The organism is Burkholderia sp. Bp9016 (assembly GCF_003857765.1).
Lineage (GTDB): Bacteria > Pseudomonadota > Gammaproteobacteria > Burkholderiales > Burkholderiaceae > Burkholderia.
In genome coordinates this window covers 362,604-377,106 of sequence record NZ_QTPY01000003.1, presented here as the reverse complement: position 1 = coordinate 377,106, position 14,503 = coordinate 362,604, and the positions used below count along the sequence as shown (strand labels likewise).

Here is a 14,503-nt window from a genome sequence, read left to right as displayed (position 1 = left end):
CGTTTGCCGCGTCGGCACGGGACATTTGAGGAGGGGACCATGACGGAACAAGGCTTCCGCGTCGAGGCGGATCTTTTAGGTAAGCGAAGCATTCCGGATCACGCGTACTATGGCGTCCATACGCTGCGAGCGAAAGAGAACTTCGATATTTCGGGGCGCACGATCGCGTCGCTGCCGTACCTCGTGATGGCGCTTGCCGCCGTGAAGGAAGCCGCGGCCGATGCGAACTGCGAGCTCGGGCTGCTGCCGGGCGCGTATCGCGACGCAATCGCCGCCGCGTGCGTCGAGATCCGCGAAGGCCGGCTGCACGACCAGTTCGTGGTCGACATCATCCAGGGCGGAGCCGGCACGTCGACCAACATGAACGCGAACGAGGTGATCTGCAACCGCGCGCTCGAAATCATGGGCCACGCGCGCGGGCAGTACGAATACCTGCATCCCAACGAGCACGTCAATCTCGCGCAGAGCACCAACGACGTATATCCGACCGCGATCCGGATCGCCACGTGCTTCGCCGTCGAGCACCTGCTGGAGGCGATGGCGCGCCTGCGCGACGCGTTCGCGGAGAAGGCCGACGCATTTTCGGGGCTGCTGAAGCTCGGCCGCACGCAGTTGCAGGACGCGGTGCCGATGACGCTCGGCCAGGAGTTTTCGACCTACGCGGTGATGGTGACGGAAGACATCGCGCGCCTGCAGGAAGCCGGCTGGCTGATGCGCGAGATCAATCTCGGCGCGACCGCGATCGGCACCGGCATCACCGCGCACCCGCAATACGCGGAGAAGGCGCTGGCCGCGCTGCGCCGCATCACCGGCCTGGACCTCAGCACCGCGCCGAACCTGATCGAGGCGACGCAGGATTGCGGCGCGTTCGTGCAGATCTCGGGCGTGCTGAAGCGGATCGCGGTGAAGCTGTCGAAGATCTGCAACGACTTGCGGCTGCTGTCGAGCGGCCCGCGCGCGGGGTTCGGCGAGATCAACCTGCCGCCGGTGCAGGCCGGCTCGTCGATCATGCCGGGCAAGGTGAACCCGGTGATTCCGGAAGTCGTGAACCAGGTCGCGTTCGAAGTGTTCGGCAACGACCTGACCGTGACCTTCGCGGCCGAAGCCGGGCAGCTTCAGCTCAACGCATTCGAGCCGGTGATCGCGAGCGCGCTGTTCCGCAGCTTCAGCCATCTGACGGCCGCGTGCACGACCCTCACGGGCCGCTGCGTGAGCGGCATCACCGCGAACCCCGAGCGGCTGCGCGAAACGATGGAGCGTTCGGTCGCGCTCGCGACCGCGCTGAACCCGTACATCGGCTACAAGCGCGCGACCGCCGTGGCCGCCGAGGCGCACGAGAGCGGCAAGTCGATCCGCGAAGTCGTGCTGGCGCACCGGTTGATGACCGAGGCGCAGCTCGACGAGGCGCTGCGACCCGACGCGCTGATCCGCCCGCGCGCGTACTGATTCCGGCCGCGCGGCGCCGGCGCGCCGCGCGTGGCCGTTCCCGCTGCGCCCCGCCGATGGGCGCACCACATCAAGAAACGGAGACACACCATGAAGCACGCCAGCGAGCGCCCGGCCGATACGGCCGGCGGCGCGGATCCCCGCCATGCCGACCGCGATGCGATGTTCGCGTCGCACGAAGCCGGCTATGCGAAGCAACTGAAGCCGCGCCACGTGCAGATGATCGCGATGGGCGGTGCAATCGGCACCGGCCTCTTTCTCGGCGCGGGCGGCCGCCTGCAGAGCGCGGGGCCCGCGCTGGCCGTCGTGTATCTCGTGTGCGGCGTGTTCGCATTCCTGATCATGCGCGCGCTCGGCGAACTGGTGATGCATCGGCCGACCAGCGGCTCGTTCGTGTCGTACGCACGCGAGTTCATGGGCGAGCGCGCGTCGTTCGTCGCCGGCTGGATGTACTACCTGAACTGGGCGACCACCGGCATCGTCGACATCACTGCGGTCGCGATCTACATGAAGTACTGGGCCGTGTTCACCGACGTGCCGCAATGGGTGTTCGCGCTCGGCGCGCTGGGGATCGTGTCGGTGATGAACATGATCGGCGTGAAGGTGTTCGGCGAGATGGAGTTCTGGTTCTCGATCGTCAAGGTCGGCACGCTCGCGCTGTTCCTCGCGGTTGGCGCCGTGTTTCTCGCGAGCGGCCATCCGGTCGCCGGCCACGCGACGGGGTTGCACCTGATCGCCGGGAACGGCGGACTCTTTCCGCACGGGATCCTGCCGGCGGTGCTGATCGTGCAGGGTGTGGTGTTCGCGTATGCGAGCATCGAGCTCGTCGGCGTCGCGGCGGGCGAGACCGCCGATGCGCGCAAGGTGCTGCCGAAGGCGATCAACAGCGTGATGTGGCGTATCGCGTTGTTCTACGTGGGCTCGGTCGTGCTGCTGACGATGCTGTTGCCGTGGACCGCGTACAGCGCGCACGAAAGCCCGTTCGTCACGTTCTTCAGCAAGCTCGGCGTGCCTTACGTCGGCACGGTGATGAACATCGTGGTGCTGACCGCCGCGCTGTCGAGCCTGAACTCCGGCCTCTATTCGACCGGGCGCGTATTGCGATCGCTCGCGATGGGCGGCTCGGCGCCGCGCTTCGTGTCGCGGATGAATGCGCGCGGCGTGCCGTACGGCGGGATCCTCGTCACCGTCGCGATCAATGCGATCGGCGTGCCGCTGAACTACATCGTGCCGACCCAGGCGTTCGAGATCGTGCTGAACATGGCGTCGCTCGGAATCATCTCGACCTGGGGCTTCATCGTGATGTGCCAGATCCTGTTCCGCCGCGCGGTCGATCGCGGGGAGCTGAGCCCCGTATCGTTCCGGATGCCCGGCGCGCCGTTCACGTCGTGGCTCACGCTCGGCTTTCTCGCCAGCGTGCTGGTGCTGATGGCGTTCGATTATCCGGGCGGCACGTGGACCATCGCGATGACTCCCGTCGTCGTGCTCGCGCTGGTGATCGGCTGGAAGCTGGCGAAGCGCGGCGTCGCGCGGGAGGCCGTTGCCGCAGCGCCGGTCATCGGCGATCCGGCGCGCAACGTCTGACGACCTGCGCGGGCGACCTGGCCGCCCGGTGCGCTCAGTTCAACCCGGCGCGCGCGTCGACCCAGCGGCCGAAATCGCGCGCCATCTGGACGGTCAGTTCATGGCCGGCGTCGTACAGCCGCGTGTCGTGCGCGACGCCAAGCGCCGTCAGCTTCGCGTCGGCGGTGTCGGCCCATGCGACGGGCAGCTTGTCGTCGAAGCGGCCGTGCATCACCAGCGCGTGGAGCGGGCTCAATGCGTCGCGCGGTGCGATCAGCGGATCGATTTCCGGCAGGATGCGGCCGCACAGCACGGCGAACGCGGCCACGTCGGCCGGCGACGTGAGTCCGACGCTCGCGCTCATGATGCCGCCCTGGCTGAAGCCGGCGATCACGGTGGGCAATGCAGGGGGGGCGGGTTCGACGTCCCGGGCGCCCAACGCGCGCAGCAGCGCAATCAGCTGCGCGCGGCTCGCCTCCGCGCGGGCCGCATCGATTTCCGGGCCGTTCGGGCCGAAGCGCACCGGAAACCACGCGTGCTGGTTCGGGCCGAGCGTCAGCGGACCGCGCACGAAGGCGATTTCGATGCACGGGTCGACCGTGCCGGCCAGGTTCAGCAGGTTGGTTTCGTTGCCGCCGACGCCGTGCAGCAGCAACAGGCGGCCCGCGGGGCGGCCGTCGGCCGGGCGCAGCCGGTACTGGAGGCCGGATTCGGAGTCGGTGGTCAGCGGCAGGACGTCGGTCATTGCATGGGTCCGGTTGGGGAATGATCCGACAGTCTAGAGCGCGCGGGCGGGAAGGTGAATCGCCGGATGGCGATTGATTGTTTCCTAATCGGAATGAATGCGCTGCCCGGGCGTTCGATATCAGGGGCGGCCATTCGCGCCGTGACGCGAGAAAATCCGCCGAGCGGCGGCTCCTTGCCGTCAGTCGGTATGCCACCCGCATGGCTCGTCATGGCGGCCGGCGCGCATTCCTCCCCCGAGATCACCGCAACCGAATCACGGTCGACTTCAACTCGGTGTACTTCTCCAGCGCGTGCAGCGAGTTGTCGCGCCCGTTGCCCGACTCCTTGAAGCCGCCGAACGGGAAATTCATGTCGTCGGTTTCCTCGTAGCCGTTCACCCACACCGTGCCGGCCCGCAGGCGGCGCGCGGTTTCGTGCGCGGTCGTCAGGTTGGCGGTCCACACCGACGCAGCCAGCCCGTAGCGCGTGTCGTTCGCGAGCGCGACGGCCGTATCGAGGTCGTCGAACGCCGTCACCGCGAGCACCGGCCCGAAAATCTCCTCGCGCACGATCCGCGCATCGGCGCGCGGGCAATCGAACACGGTCGGCTCGACGTACTGGCCGCCGCTTTCCGTGCGCGCGCGCTTGCCGCCGGCGAGCAGCGTGGCCTCGTCGCGGCCGGCGTCGACGTAGCCGAGCACGCGCTCGACCTGCGCCGCATCGATCAGGCTGCCCATCCGTGTGTCGGGCGACAGCGGATCGCCGGGCGTGTACTCGGGCGCGATCGCGAGCACGCGCGCGACGAGTTCGTCGCGGATCGCGCGATGCACGAGCAACCGCGAACCTGCCGTGCACATCTGCCCGGTGTTGTAGAACACCGCATGCGCGATGGTGCGTGCCGCGCGTTCGAGGTCGGGGCAGTCGGGCAGCACGAGCTGCGGCGACTTGCCGCCGAGTTCGAGCCACACGCGCTTCAGGTTCGAATCGGCCGCGCAGCGCGCGACCTTGTGGCCGACCGCGGTCGATCCCGTGAATGCGATGCAGTCGACGTCCGGATGCCGCGCGAGCGCTTCGCCGGCATCGCCGAAGCCCGGCAGCACATTGAGCACGCCGGCCGGCAGCCCGGCTTGCGCAGCCAGCGCGGCCAGCCGTAGCGCGCTGAGCGGCGATTTCTCCGACGGTTTCAGCACGACGCTGTTGCCGGCCGCGAGCGCGGGCGCGCATTTCCACATCGCGATCATCGCGGGGAAATTCCACGGCACGACGGCCGCGACCACGCCGATCGGCTCGCGCGTGACGAGCCCGACGAGATGCGCATCGGCCGGCGCGACTTCACCGCCCGTCTTGTCGATCGCCTCGGCGAACCACTCGGCGCAGTACGCGGTCGACGGAATGTCGATCGTGGTCGTGTCGCCGATCGGCTTGCCGGTGTCGAGCGTTTCGAGCAGCGCGAGATCGTCCGCGTGCTCGCGGATCAGCGCGACCCAGCGCAGCAGCACGCGCTTGCGTTCGCGCGGCGACGCGTCGCGCCACGCGCCGGTTTCGAATGCACGCCGCGCGGCGGCGACCGCGATATCGGCATCGGCCTGCCGGCAATGCGCGACCTGCGCGAGCAAGCGGCCGTCGATCGGGCTCGTGCACGTGAAGGTGGCGCCGTCGTGCGCGTCGCGGAATGCGCCGTCGACGAAGGCGCGGGAATCGATGTCGAGCTGGCCGGCGCGCGTGCGCCAGGCGTCGTTGGTCTGCATGGTATGACTCCGTCCGGGTTCGGGATGATCAGCGCGACGCGGCGGCCGGGCGGCGGATCGCGATCGCGCGGCTCGCGTGCGGCTCGTGCGGCGCGCGTGCATGTTCGGCGTGAATCGCGTCGAGGTGCCGGCGGATCGCATCGGGGAATGGCGCCGCGCGTTTCGCGCGCATGTCGACGTGCGTGAGCAGTTGTTCGCCGGTCGCGAGCTGCGCGCCGGTGGCTGCGTGATGCATCGAATGGAACACGTGCAGCCGCCGGTCGTCCATGTCGAGCAGCCGCACCGTGAGCCGCAGCGGTTCGCCGAGCATCGCTTCGCGCAGGTGGCGGATATGCGTTTCCGCCGAATAGATCGAGCAGCCGGCTTCGCGATAGTCGTCGTCGATGCCGAAGTAGCGGAAGAACGCGTCGCTGCTGTCGCCGAACACGAGCAAGTAGCACGATTCGCTCATGTGGCCGTTGTAGTCGACCCACTCGGGCTGCACGGTGCAGCGATGCAGCTCGAGCGGCGTCGCGATCGGCACGGCCGGGTCGTACGGGCGCGACTTCTGTCCTTCGTAGGCCGAGCGCAGGCGCGGCTCGGCGGCGGGGCTGAGGGTGGTCGTCATCGAGTGCACTCCGAAGTTCGGAACGGGCCCGCACGTCGTCCGCGGGGCTGCCGGTCGATGTTATTACGGGTTGAACGTTTTTTCAATAAAGAAATCGCCGATGCGTGTTAACACCGGTGCCGATTCGGCTTGCAACGGATTGAACATTCATTCAATGAAACTTATACTCGCCAGCGCCGCGATGCCGAAGCGAAGCAGGCGGGCGGCATTCGATCACAACGAAAAATCGATCCGCGTCGCGCGGAAACCGGAGACACCGAATGAAAAAACGCTTCCTGCTGGCCGGCATGATGTCGGTGATGGTTCATGGCTACGCACACGCCCAGAGCAGCGTGTCGCTGTACGGGATCATCGACGGCGGCATCACCTACGTGAACAATGCAGGCGGCGCGCATGCGTACCTGTTCGACGACGGCGTGTCGTACGGCAACCGCGTCGGGCTGATGGGCACCGAGGATCTCGGCGGCGGCAACAAGGCGGTGTTCAAGCTCGAGAATGGGTTCCGGCTCGGCACCGGCAAGCTGAACCAGGGCGGCGCGATGTTCGGGCGGCAGGCGTACGTCGGGCTCGGCAACGACTGGGGCACGCTGACGTTCGGCAATCAGTATGACTTCGCATTCGACTTCACGGCCGCGTACAACGTCAGCGCGTTCGGCAGCGGCTACGGCGTGCACCTCGGCGACTTCGACCGGCAGAGCGGCGACCGGCTGCAGAACGCGGTGAAGTTTGTCAGCAACAGCTTCCACGGGCTCGTGGTCGGCGGCATGTATTCGTTCAGCAACGACGCGGGCAGCTTCCACGACGGCAGCGCGTGGAGCGTCGGCGCGACCTATACGCACGGCGATTTCTCGGCGGGCGGCAACTACACGCGGCTCAACTCGCCGCGCGGGCTCGCGGCGCTCGATCCGTATGCGCAGATGGGCGTGACGACGATGCTCGGGCAGACGGTCGCGAGCATCGATCCGGCGACGGGCGCCGTGACCGACCTGCACGACTCGACGCCGTTCTCGATCGACTCGCAATCGATCTTCGGGATCGGCGCGTCGTACACGCTCGGCAAGCTGACGCTGAATGCGGACTTCAGCAACACGACGTTCAAGGGCTACGGGCAATCGTCGACGATGCGCGTGTACGAGGCGGGCGGCGTGTACCAGGCGAGCGCACCGCTGTCGCTCGTCGCAGGCTATCAGTACACGACGTTCGAAGGCCATCACTGGCACGAAGTCGCGCTCGGCACGCACTACGCGCTGTCCAAGCGCACCGACGTGTATGCTGCCGTTGACTGGATGCGTGCGTCGAACGGCGTGGACGCGGTGATCGGCTACAGCTTCACGCCGTCGACGAGCCGCACGCAGGCTGCCGCGCGCATCGGCATGCGGCATAATTTCTGATCCTTCCACGCCCCCGGGCCGGATACGGCCGGCCCCGTCGATCATGTCCGATTCTTCCTCGAGCGGCGACGTCGTCGCCGCGCTGCGCGATGCGCTCGGTGCCGATTGCGTGAGCGCAGGCGACGCGATCGGCGCGCGTCATTTCACCAACTACGGCGAGGCGGCCGGCGTACGGCCGCGCGCATTGCTGCGCCCGCGCAGCGTCGACGACGTGAGCCGCGCGCTCGCGATCTGCACCGCGCACCGGCAGACGGTCGTGCCGCAGGGCGGGATGACGGGCCTTGCGGCCGGCGCGGAGCCGAGCGCGCACGACGTCGTGCTGTCGCTCGAACGGATGCAGGGCGTGCTCGAGATCGACGCGGACGCGGCCACGGTTACCGCGTGGGCCGGCACGCCGCTGGAGGCGTTGCAGCAGGCGGTGGACGACGCTGGGTTCGCGCTCGGCATCGATCTCGGCGCGCGCGGATCGTGCCAGATCGGCGGCAACGTCGCGACCAATGCGGGCGGCAATCGCGTGATCCGCTACGGCACGACGCGCGAGCAGGTGCTGGGCCTCGAAGTCGTGCTGGCCGACGGCACCGTGCTGAGCTCGCTGAACAAGATGCTGAAGAACAACGCGGGTTACGACCTGCGGCAGATCTTCGTCGGCAGCGAAGGCACGCTCGGCGTCGTCACGCGGGTCGTGTTGCGGCTGCATCCGCGGCTCGCCGCGCCGTCGACGGCGTTGTGCGCGGTTCGCGACACGGCCGCGGCGCTCGCGCTGTTGCGCGCCGCGCGCACCGCATGTTCCGACTTGCTCAGCTTCGAGGCGATGTGGCCGGCGTTCTACGGCTACGTGTGCGGGCACACGCCCGGCATGCGCGCGCCGCTGCCGGCGGACGACGGCGTCAAGGTGCTGATCGAATGCGCGAGCGGCGATGCCGCGCGGACGGCCGAGCGGTTCGAAGCCGTGCTGGCCGACTGGCTCGAACGCGGGCTGATCGACGATGCGGCGCTCGCGCAGAATGCGGCCGACGCACAGGCGTTCTGGACCGTTCGCGAAGGGCTCGCGATCGACGATCTGCCCGGCCTCGTCAATTTCGACGTCGGCATTCCGCCGCGCGAGACGGCCGCCTTCATCGAAGCGTGCGATCGTGCGCTGAAGGCGCGCTGGCCCGGTGCGCACGTCTTCTTCTTCGGCCATCTCGGCGACAGCAACCTGCACGTATGCGTGTCGGCGCCGTATGCGGCGGGCGAGCGCGCGCACGACGTCGACGCGGTGCTGTATCCGCTCGTGCGCGATGCGGGCGGCTCGGTATCGGCCGAGCATGGCATCGGCCGATACAAGCGCGACTGGCTCGGCTGCTCGCGCAGCGACGCCGAGATCGCCGCGATGCGACGCCTGAAGCACGCGTTCGATCCGCTCGGGCTGCTCAATCCCGGCAAGGTGATCTGAGCGGCATCGCGTGCCGTGTCGTCAACTGGCAGCGGCCCGCTCGCGTATCGCGCGAGCGGGCCGCTGCGCTTCAGGCCGGCGTCATGCGTCGAGCCGCACCAGCGCATCGACGGCCACCGCGCCGCACTCCATCGCCAGCAGCGGATTGACGTCGAGCTCGACGAGCGTGTCGGCGTGCGCCTGCGCGAAGCGGGCGATCGCCATCACGTTCGCGACCACCGCATCGAGATCGGCCTTAGGCCGCCCGCGATAGCCGGTCAGCAGCGGGCCGAGCTTCAACCCGAGCAGCGCGTCGCGCACGTCGCTTTCGCGCACCGGCAGCAGCAGCGTCGCGGTGTCGCGGATCAGTTCGACCAGCACGCCGCCGGTGCCGAGCACGAGCGCGAGACCGAAATTCGGCTCGCGCTTCACACCGACGATCAGTTCGAGCAACGGCGCGTCGGCCATCTTCTCGACGAGGATGCGCTCGACGCGCACGTCGGGCGCGTATCGCGCGACCTGTTCCGTCATCCGTTCGACGGCCGCAGTCACGGCTTCCGGCGAGCCGAGCTTCAGCGCGACCGCGCCGGCCTCGGTCTTGTGCGGCAGGCGATCGCTGACCACTTTCACGCAGACGGGAAAGCCGAGCCGCTGCGCGGCGGCCGTCGCATCGGCGGGCACGACGCATTCGGCCGCCGGCACGTCGAGCCCGTGCGCGGCCAGCATCCGCTTGCTCGCCCATTCGTCGTGCAGCATCGCGGTGCCGTCTCCGCCGTTGCCCGCTCTCAGCACCGGCAGCGCGTTCAGCGCATCGGCGTCGAGCACGCGGCGGCGCATGTCGCCGTACGTCATCGCGGCGCCGATCGCGTCGATCCCGTCGGCGAGCCCCTGCAGCGGCGCGATGCCGGCCTCGGCCATGCGTGCCGCGTGATCGGGCGGCGTGAGGTCGGGGAACACCGAGATCACCGCGCCGACCACGCCGTGCTGGCGCGCCGACGCTGCGAACGCATTCGCAGCGATGTCGCACAGCGGCCGCTCGCCCGTCGCTTCCTGCGGATAGTCGAGGATCATCGCGGCCGCGCCCGGACGATCCGCGAGCAGCGCGTCGCAGCATGCGCGCATCTTGTCGGGGTCGCCCCACGGCGTCGTCGTGAAGTCGAGCGGATTCGCGATCGTCGCGTATGCGGGCAGCACGGTGCCGAGCGCATCGCGGCCTGCGTCGCCGACCGGCGGAAACGCGATGCCGCGCGCTTCGCCGAGATCCGCGACGAGCCCCGCATCGCCGCCGGACGTCGCCAGCGCGGCGAGCGTGCGGCGCTCGGGCACGCCGGCGATCGCGAGCAGCTTCAGCGTCTCGACGAGGCCGACCGGGTCCTTCACGCGGATCACGCCGAGCCGCCGGAACAGCGCGTCGTACAGCGCGTCGGAGCCCGCGAGCGAACTCGTGTGGCTCATCGCGAGCTGCGCGCCGAGCGTCGATGTGCCGCTCTTGAGCGCGACGATCGGCACGCCGCGCGCGAGCGCGCGGGCGGCGGCCTCGCTGAACGCGCGCACGTCCTTCAGTCCTTCGAGATGCACGCCGATCGCGCGGATGCGCGGATCGTCGACGAACGCATCGACGAGGCGCGCGACGTCGACCGAAGCCTGGTTGCCGACGCTGGCCAGGTATGCGAACGGCACCGAACGCGCGCTCATCGACAGGTTGTACGCGAGGTTGCCGCTCTGCGTGATCACCGCGACGCCCGATTCGACGCGCGGCGCACCGTGTGCGACCGGCCACAGCGCGCTGCCGTTCAGCCCGTTGATCAGCCCGTAGCAGTTCGGGCCGAGCACGGCCATGTCGCCGGCCGCGTCGACGAGCGTCTGTTGCAGCGCGGCGCCGTCGGCGCCCGTTTCGGAGAAACCCGACGCGTACACGATCGCACCGCCCGCGCCGCGTTCGGCGAGCGCGCGCACGACGTCGATCGACTGCCGCGCCGGCACCGCGACGAACACGGCATCAGGCGCGGCGGGCAGGTCGGCGACGCTTGCATGGCAGCGCACGCCGTCGATCTCCGCATGGTTCGGATTGACGAGCCAGATGTCGCCGGCATAGCCGTAGTCGCGACAGCGCTGCACGGCGCCCGCGATGCCGCGTCCGCCGACGAACGCGATGCTGGCCGGTTCGAGCAGCCGGCGCAGATTGGCCGCGGCGGCTGCGCGGCGGTCCCTGACTGCGGGAGAAGATGTCATGAAAATTCCTTTCGGAAGTCGCGCCGGACGCGCCGGCGCGACGGTTCGCGTCAGCTGTAGCGTCGGAGGATTTCCTTGGACAGGATATGGCGCTGGATCTCGGACGTGCCTTCCCAGATGCGCTCGATGCGCGCATCGCGCCAGAAGCGCTCGATCGGCAATTCGTCCATCAGCCCCATGCCGCCGTAGATCTGCACCGCGTGATCGGTCACGCGGCCGAGCGTCTCGGTCGCCAGCAGTTTCGCGAGTGCGGCGTCGCCGTCGGTCATCGTGCCCCGGTCGAGCTTCTGCGCGGTGTAGAGCGTGACGAGTTCCGCCGCGCGAATCTCGGTCTGCATGTCCGCGAGCTTGAACGACGTGCCCTGGAAGTCGCCGATGCGCTTGCCGAACTGATGGCGCGTCGCGGCCCATTCGGCGGCCATCTCGAACGCACGCTGCGCGCGGCCGATGTTGTTCGCGGCGACCATTACGCGGCCGGCCGTTAGCCAGTCGTTCGCGAGCTCGAAGCCGCGATGCACTTCGCCGAGGATCTGCGCGGCGCTTACGCGGCAGTCGCTCAGGAAGATCTCCGACTGGTGATAGCCGCGCAGGCTCGTGCAGTGCGGGCCGCGGCGCACGGTCATCCCCGGCGTGTCCTTGTCGATCAGGAAGCAGGTCACGCGCTTGCGCTTCTGGCCGCGCACTTCTTCCTCGCCGGTGACGGCGAACAGGATCACGAAGTCGGCCGTATCCGCGTGGCTGATGAAATGTTTGCTGCCGTTGATCACGTAGTCGTCGCCGTCGCGCACCGCACGCGTGCGGATGCCCATCGCGTCCGAGCCGGCGCCCGGCTCGGTCAGCGCGAAGCAGTCGACGCGCTCGCCGCGCACGGCTGGTTTCAGGTAGCGCTCGATCTGGTCGCCCTTGCACGCCATCAGGATCTTGCTCGGCCGCGCGACGAACACGTGCAGCGCCCAGCTCGTGCGGCCGAGTTCGCGTTCGACGAGCGCCTGCGTCACGTAGTCGAGCCCGGGGCCGCCCGCGCTTTCCGGCATGTTGAACGCGTAGAAGCCGAGCTCGAGCGACTTGCGGCGGATCGAGTCGGCGAGCTCGGGCGGCACGTCGTCCGCACGATCGACCGCGAATTCATGAGGCTGCAGTTCCTTCTCGACGAACTGCCGCAGCGACGTCACCAGCATGTCCTGCTCTTGGGTCAGCGAAAAATCCATCAATCATCTCCCGACAAAGTGAGGTGCGCGACCTTCGACCGACGCACGAAGCGCTTCCTGACCGTCCTCGCTGTGACCGCACGCGACGCAGGCTGCCAGCTCGCCGCGCAACTGCTCGGCGAGGGTATGGGTGAGCGACTGCGCGAGCAGCGCCTTGGTATGGCCGAACGCGACGCTCGGGCCTTGCGCGAGACGCGCGGCGAATGCAGCGACGTGCTCCGCGAATGCGTCGGCATCGACGACTTCGGACACGAGTCCGGCCGCGAGCGCGTCCTGCGCATTCCAGCGTTCGTTCAGGAAGATGAAGCGGCGTACGACGTCCGGGCGCGCGATGCGCGGCAGGAACCAGCTTCCGCCCATGTCGGGGCTGTAGCCCATGCCGGTATACCCGCAGCGCAGCGACGCGGCCGTGCTCGCAATGCGGAAATCGCATGCGAAGCCGATGTCGGTGCCCGCACCGACCGTCGAGCCGTTCAGCGCCGCGACGGTGGGGCGCGGAAACGCGGCCAGCACCTGCACGAAGCGGTGTGCGCGCTCGCTCCAGCCGTACGTGTCGAGTTCGCCGTTGCGCTCGGCCTCGGCCCATTCGTCGACGTCCGCGCCCGCACAGAACGCACTGCCGGTGCCGGTCAGCACGAGGCAGCGCACGGCCGGATCGTTCGCGAGCGCGTCGAGTGTCTCGCGCAGAAAGTCCAGATGCGGCCGCGCGAGCGAATTGCGTTTCGCCGGGCGGTTCAGGCGAAGGGTCACGACGCCGTCGTGCCGTTCGATTCGGATGTCCTCGATGCTCATGCTGATCACTGTCTCCTGGTTGTCGTGTGTCGGGGTTGTGTCAGAGCCTGCAAGGGTCGCCGCTACTTGCGGACCGCATTTCGGCATAGTATAAGTTCTGTTAAATGAACGTTCAACCCAATTGTGAGTCGACCAGGAGACACACGATGAGCGTAGTGATGGAGACGGCGGCAGGTGTGGAGGTGGGGCGGACCGCCGCGGAAGCGGCGCGCACGGAAGCGACGGCGCGCGGCGCGAGCGGTGCGGGGCTGCAGATCGATCGCGTGTCGAAGCGCTACGGCAGCGTGCATGCGCTGCGCGAAACGACGATCGACATTCCGCGCGGCGAGTTCCTGACGATCCTCGGGCCGTCGGGTTCCGGCAAGACGACGCTGCTGACGATCGTCGCCGGGTTCGAGCGTCCGAGCACCGGCGACCTGCGCGTCGGCGGCCGCAGCATCGTCGCGTTGCCGCCGGAGAAGCGCAACTTCGGGATGGTGTTCCAGGGCTACGCGCTGTTTCCGCACATGACGGTCGAACAGAACGTCGCGTATCCGCTGATGGTGCGCAAGCAGAAGGGGCCCGACGCGGTGAAGCGCGTGAAGGCCGCGCTCGATCTGGTGCGGCTCGGCCATCTCGCGGATCGCCTGCCGCGCCAGTTGTCGGGCGGCCAGCAGCAGCGGGTCGCGATCGCGCGCGCACTCGTGTTCGATCCCGATCTCGTGCTGCTCGACGAACCGCTCGGCGCGCTCGACCGCAAGCTGCGCGGCGAGGTGCAGGTCGAACTGAAGGCCCTGCACGAACGGCTCGGTGCGACCTTCCTGTTCGTCACGCACGACCAGGAAGAGGCGCTGTCGATGTCGGACCGGATCGCGATCATGCGCGACGGCCGGCTCGAACAGATCGGCTCGCCGGACGGACTGTACGAGCAGCCGGCCAACCGCTTCGTCGCGGACTTCCTCGGCAAGAGCAACTTCATCGAAGGCGTCGCGCTCGGCGGCGATGCGACGGCGACGCATTACCGCGTCGGCGATGCGCGTTTCGTCGCGCCAGCATGCGGCGCGCGCGCCGGCGACACGCTGCTGTTCGCGCTGCGCCCGGAGAAGGTTGCCGTGTCGGCGACATCATGCGGTGGCGCGCACAACGAAGTGGCGGGGCGTATCCGTCACTGGAGTTACTTCGGTTCGTCGTACCGCTTCGAGATCGAGACGCCGGCGCTCGGCTGCATGACGGCGGACGTGCCTGCCTGGCGCGGGCTCGCGTCGCCACGCACCGGCATGGACGTGTTCGTGCAGTGGGAGCGCGACGCGACCTGCCGGATCGCAGCCGACTGACGCGGCGAAGGTTGCATCCCGCGCGACGCGGCGTCCGCCGCCGTCGGCGGCCGATTCACTGGT

At 68.7% G+C, this 14,503-nt stretch carries 12 protein-coding genes; 6 read left to right on the top strand and 6 right to left on the bottom strand.

Going from position 1 to position 14,503, the window contains the following annotated elements; all coding sequences use genetic code 11:
- The first annotated feature begins 39 nt into the window (after positions 1-39).
- Together DIE13_RS06020 and DIE13_RS06015 are read left to right on the top strand one after the other, a co-directional pair.
- A complete protein-coding gene (locus tag DIE13_RS06020) occupies positions 40-1,446 on the top strand; it encodes an aspartate ammonia-lyase (RefSeq protein WP_124826282.1) in 1,407 nt (468 codons plus the stop codon).
- Between the two features lie 90 nt (positions 1,447-1,536).
- Positions 1,537-3,030 (top strand): amino acid permease, encoded by a 1,494-nt coding sequence (locus DIE13_RS06015; RefSeq protein WP_124826281.1) that lies wholly within the window; start codon positions 1,537-1,539, stop codon positions 3,028-3,030.
- Between the two features lie 34 nt (positions 3,031-3,064).
- Here the strand turns inward: DIE13_RS06015 and DIE13_RS06010 are convergent, their stop codons facing one another.
- The 3 genes from DIE13_RS06010 to DIE13_RS06000 all read right to left on the bottom strand — a co-directional run bounded on the left by DIE13_RS06010 (position 3,065) and on the right by DIE13_RS06000 (position 6,090).
- The gene (locus tag DIE13_RS06010; protein ID WP_124826280.1) at positions 3,065-3,754 is read right to left on the bottom strand and encodes an alpha/beta hydrolase; all 690 of its coding nucleotides are present in this window, start codon (positions 3,752-3,754) and stop codon (positions 3,065-3,067) included.
- Between the two features lie 241 nt (positions 3,755-3,995).
- Positions 3,996-5,483 (bottom strand): aldehyde dehydrogenase, encoded by a 1,488-nt coding sequence (locus DIE13_RS06005; protein WP_124826279.1) that lies wholly within the window; start codon positions 5,481-5,483, stop codon positions 3,996-3,998.
- 28 nt (positions 5,484-5,511) lie between these two features.
- Complete coding sequence (locus DIE13_RS06000) at positions 5,512-6,090, bottom strand: thioesterase family protein (RefSeq protein ID WP_124826278.1); 579 nt, start codon at positions 6,088-6,090, stop codon at positions 5,512-5,514.
- Between the two features lie 129 nt (positions 6,091-6,219).
- On the opposite strand from DIE13_RS06000, the gene DIE13_RS33305 reads away from it, so the two are divergent.
- Genes DIE13_RS33305 through DIE13_RS05990 form a run of 3 tightly spaced genes read left to right on the top strand, consistent with a single transcriptional unit; the run spans position 6,220 to position 8,916 of the window.
- Complete coding sequence (locus DIE13_RS33305; RefSeq protein WP_260435041.1) at positions 6,220-6,354, top strand: hypothetical protein; 135 nt, start codon at positions 6,220-6,222, stop codon at positions 6,352-6,354.
- Positions 6,351-7,481: a porin gene (locus tag DIE13_RS05995; protein ID WP_124826277.1), complete on the top strand. Its 1,131-nt coding sequence runs from the start codon at positions 6,351-6,353 to the stop codon at positions 7,479-7,481. The genes DIE13_RS33305 and DIE13_RS05995 overlap by 4 nt, the downstream gene beginning before the upstream one ends.
- Positions 7,482-7,524: 43 nt before the next feature.
- Entirely contained in the window at positions 7,525-8,916 is a 1,392-nt protein-coding gene (locus tag DIE13_RS05990) for an FAD-binding oxidoreductase (RefSeq protein WP_124826276.1), read from the top strand.
- 81 nt (positions 8,917-8,997) lie between these two features.
- On the opposite strand, the gene DIE13_RS05985 is transcribed toward DIE13_RS05990, so the two are convergent.
- The 3 genes from DIE13_RS05985 to DIE13_RS05975 are packed head-to-tail and all read right to left on the bottom strand — an operon-like array spanning position 8,998 to position 13,127.
- Complete coding sequence (locus tag DIE13_RS05985) at positions 8,998-11,127, bottom strand: acetate--CoA ligase family protein (RefSeq protein WP_124826275.1); 2,130 nt, start codon at positions 11,125-11,127, stop codon at positions 8,998-9,000.
- 50 nt (positions 11,128-11,177) lie between these two features.
- Positions 11,178-12,335 (bottom strand): acyl-CoA dehydrogenase family protein, encoded by a 1,158-nt coding sequence (locus DIE13_RS05980; RefSeq protein ID WP_124826274.1) that lies wholly within the window; start codon positions 12,333-12,335, stop codon positions 11,178-11,180.
- 3 nt (positions 12,336-12,338) lie between these two features.
- On the bottom strand, positions 12,339-13,127 hold the full coding sequence (locus DIE13_RS05975) for an enoyl-CoA hydratase/isomerase family protein (protein WP_124826273.1): 789 nt from the start codon (positions 13,125-13,127) through the stop codon (positions 12,339-12,341).
- 146 nt (positions 13,128-13,273) lie between these two features.
- On the opposite strand from DIE13_RS05975, the gene DIE13_RS05970 reads away from it, so the two are divergent.
- Positions 13,274-14,440: an ABC transporter ATP-binding protein gene (locus DIE13_RS05970; RefSeq protein ID WP_124826272.1), complete on the top strand. Its 1,167-nt coding sequence runs from the start codon at positions 13,274-13,276 to the stop codon at positions 14,438-14,440.
- The last annotated feature ends 63 nt before the right edge of the window (positions 14,441-14,503 follow it).

What these genes read in the sequence shown, in the direction of transcription:
- DIE13_RS05985 (WP_124826275.1), bottom strand. Translation starts at nt 11,127, where the DNA reads ATGACATCTTCTCCCGCAGTCAGGGACCGCCGCGCAGCCGCCGCGGCC.
- DIE13_RS05975 (WP_124826273.1), bottom strand. Translation starts at nt 13,127, where the DNA reads ATGAGCATCGAGGACATCCGAATCGAACGGCACGACGGCGTCGTGACC.
- DIE13_RS06015 (WP_124826281.1), top strand. Translation starts at nt 1,537, where the DNA reads ATGAAGCACGCCAGCGAGCGCCCGGCCGATACGGCCGGCGGCGCGGAT.
- DIE13_RS05970 (WP_124826272.1), top strand. Translation starts at nt 13,274, where the DNA reads ATGAGCGTAGTGATGGAGACGGCGGCAGGTGTGGAGGTGGGGCGGACC.
- DIE13_RS06000 (WP_124826278.1), bottom strand. Translation starts at nt 6,090, where the DNA reads ATGACGACCACCCTCAGCCCCGCCGCCGAGCCGCGCCTGCGCTCGGCC.
- DIE13_RS06005 (WP_124826279.1), bottom strand. Translation starts at nt 5,483, where the DNA reads ATGCAGACCAACGACGCCTGGCGCACGCGCGCCGGCCAGCTCGACATC.
- DIE13_RS06010 (WP_124826280.1), bottom strand. Translation starts at nt 3,754, where the DNA reads ATGACCGACGTCCTGCCGCTGACCACCGACTCCGAATCCGGCCTCCAG.
- DIE13_RS05995 (WP_124826277.1), top strand. Translation starts at nt 6,351, where the DNA reads ATGAAAAAACGCTTCCTGCTGGCCGGCATGATGTCGGTGATGGTTCAT.
- DIE13_RS05990 (WP_124826276.1), top strand. Translation starts at nt 7,525, where the DNA reads ATGTCCGATTCTTCCTCGAGCGGCGACGTCGTCGCCGCGCTGCGCGAT.
- DIE13_RS06020 (WP_124826282.1), top strand. Translation starts at nt 40, where the DNA reads ATGACGGAACAAGGCTTCCGCGTCGAGGCGGATCTTTTAGGTAAGCGA.
- DIE13_RS05980 (WP_124826274.1), bottom strand. Translation starts at nt 12,335, where the DNA reads ATGGATTTTTCGCTGACCCAAGAGCAGGACATGCTGGTGACGTCGCTG.